Origin of the sequence: Streptomyces spongiae, assembly GCF_009377185.1 — a bacterium.
GTDB classification, from domain to species: Bacteria; Actinomycetota; Actinomycetes; order Streptomycetales; family Streptomycetaceae; genus Streptomyces; species Streptomyces spongiae.
Genome location: NZ_VJZC01000945.1, coordinates 1 through 2299, shown reverse-complemented (window position 1 = coordinate 2299; position 2299 = coordinate 1). Strand labels below are relative to the sequence as shown.

The following is a 2299-nucleotide window of genomic DNA, read 5'->3' as shown; positions in this document are numbered from 1 at the left end:
GCCGTGCCTCCCCGTGGGGGAAGGACACGGCCGGCGGCTCACAGCCAGTCAGGCCCGCTGACCAGCGGCGATGTCACACGTCGAAGTACAGCTCAAACTCGTGCGGGTGCGGCCGCAGCTGCAGCGGAGCGATCTCGTTCGTGCGCTTGTAGTCGATCCACGTCTCGATCAGGTCGGACGTGAAGACGTCGCCCTGGAGAAGGAACTCGTGGTCGGCCTCGAGGGAGTCGAGGACGGCCGGAAGCGAGGTCGGGACCTGCGGAACACCCGCGTGCTCCTCGGGAGCGAGCTCGTAGAGGTCCTTGTCGATCGGCTCGGCCGGCTCGATCTTGTTCTTGATGCCGTCCAGACCCGCGAGCAGCAGCGCCGAGAAGGCCAGGTACGGGTTGCCGGAGGAGTCGGGCGCGCGGAACTCGACGCGCTTGGCCTTCGGGTTCGACCCGGTGATCGGGATACGCATGGCCGCGGAGCGGTTGCGCTGCGAGTACACCAGGTTGACCGGGGCCTCGAAGCCCGGGACCAGACGGTGGTACGAGTTCACCGTCGGGTTGGTGAAGGCCAGCAGCGACGGAGCGTGCTTGAGGATGCCGCCGATGTAGTAGCGCGCGGTGTCCGACAGACCCGCGTAACCGGCCTCGTCGTAGAAGAGCGGCTGGCCGCCCGTCCACAGCGACTGGTGGACGTGCATGCCCGAGCCGTTGTCACCGAAGATCGGCTTCGGCATGAAGGTCGCCGTCTTGCCGTTCTGCCATGCCACGTTCTTCACGATGTACTTGAAGAGCTGGAGGTCGTCGGCGGCGGCGAGCAGCGTGTTGAACTTGTAGTTGATCTCGGCCTGGCCGGCGGTGCCCACCTCGTGGTGCTGGCGCTCGACCTGAAGGCCGGCCTTGTTCAGCTGCAGGGAGATCTCGGCGCGCAGGTCGGCGAAGTGGTCGACCGGCGGGACCGGGAAGTAACCGCCCTTGTAGCGGACCTTGTAACCGCGGTTGTTCTCCACGGCGCCCGTGTTCCAGGCGCCGGCCTCGGAGTCGATCTCGTAGAAGGCGCCGTTGGCCTTCGTCTCGAAGCGGGCCGAGTCGAAGACGTAGAACTCGGCCTCGGGGCCGAAGTACGCGGTGTCGGCGATACCGGTCGACGCGAGGTACGCCTCGGCCTTCTTCGCCACGTTGCGCGGGTCACGGGAGTACTGCTCGCCCGTGATCGGGTCGTGGATGAAGAAGTTGATGTTGACCGTCTTGTCGCGGCGGAACGGGTCGACGCGCGCGGTGGACAGGTCGGCGCGGAGCGCCATGTCGGACTCGTGGATGGCCTGGAAGCCACGGATCGAGGAGCCGTCGAACGCGAGCTCCTCGGCCGGGTCGAAGGCCTCTGCCGGCACCGTGAAGTGCTGCATCACACCGGGCAGGTCGCAGAATCGGACGTCGACGAACTTGACGTCCTCGTCCGCGATGAACTTCTTGGCCTCGTCGGCGTTCTGGAACATCCAGCTCCTCCTACTCCCGGCCCGTCCGTGCCGGGGTGGTAGTTCGTTCGTGCGGCCAGTGCGGTGGCACACGCTGTTCTCGACACTAGGGACGGGTGATTACTCAGGTGTGACCCATTTGTTTCGTCCAAGTTAACCGAGCAGGCTCCGGCCCACCCCACCCGCGAGGACCACCGTACGGGGGAAGTACGGTGGTCCGGTGGACAAGAGGCAAGCAATCGGCTCGTGGCTCTCCGGCCCTCGCGCGGCCGCTGAGGACGCGGGTGTCGACTTCGGATACCGCGGTGAGCAGCTGGGCCTGCCGGAGTCCGGCCCCGGCTCGATCGCCCGCCCCGGCCGGCGGCTCGGGGCCCTCGCCGTCGACTGGGCTCTGTGCGTCTTGATCGCATACAGCTTGATCACCGACGGCTACGGCCCGGCAACCAGCAACTGGGCGCTGCTGATCTTCTTCCTGCTCCACGTCCTGACGGTCGGCACGGTCGGCTTCACCCCGGGCAAGCGCCTCTTCGGCATCCGCGTGGTCGCCGAGGGCACCGGCACGGTGAACCCCCTCCGCGCCCTCCTCCGCTCGCTCCTCCTCTGCCTCGCCATCCCACCCCTGATCTGGGACCGCGACGGAAGGGGCCTCCACGACCGCTTGGCGCGGACGGTGGAGCTGCGGATCTGAGAGGGCGCCGGGAACGGCTTTCAAGGGGCGCGGGGCTGTGTTCAATATGCGGCTCCGCCGCGTGGGCGCGACCAGCCACAACGAACCCGCAGCCGCCAGACGACGATCCGCCCCCCCCGAACATGCGTAAGGGGCTCGGGGAACCAAGA

Annotated in this window: 2 protein-coding genes; one reads left to right on the top strand and one right to left on the bottom strand. The window is 67.4% G+C overall.

Translation table 11 applies throughout. The features are described from left to right. Positions 1 to 73 precede the first annotated feature (73 nt). Entirely contained in the window at positions 74 to 1483 is a 1410-nt protein-coding gene (gene glnA / locus FNH08_RS48985; protein ID WP_152778390.1) for a type I glutamate--ammonia ligase, read from the bottom strand. A gap of 199 nt (positions 1484 to 1682) precedes the next feature. Here glnA and FNH08_RS48980 point away from each other — a divergent pair, with 199 nt between their 5' ends. Further along, on the top strand, positions 1683 to 2150 hold the full coding sequence (locus FNH08_RS48980) for an RDD family protein (protein ID WP_322726640.1): 468 nt from the start codon (positions 1683 to 1685) through the stop codon (positions 2148 to 2150). Positions 2151 to 2299 lie beyond the last annotated feature (149 nt).

Bases quoted from the DNA above. Each gene is read 5' to 3' on its own strand.
- glnA (WP_152778390.1), bottom strand. From the start codon at position 1,483: ATGTTCCAGAACGCCGACGAGGCCAAGAAGTTCATCGCGGACGAGGAC.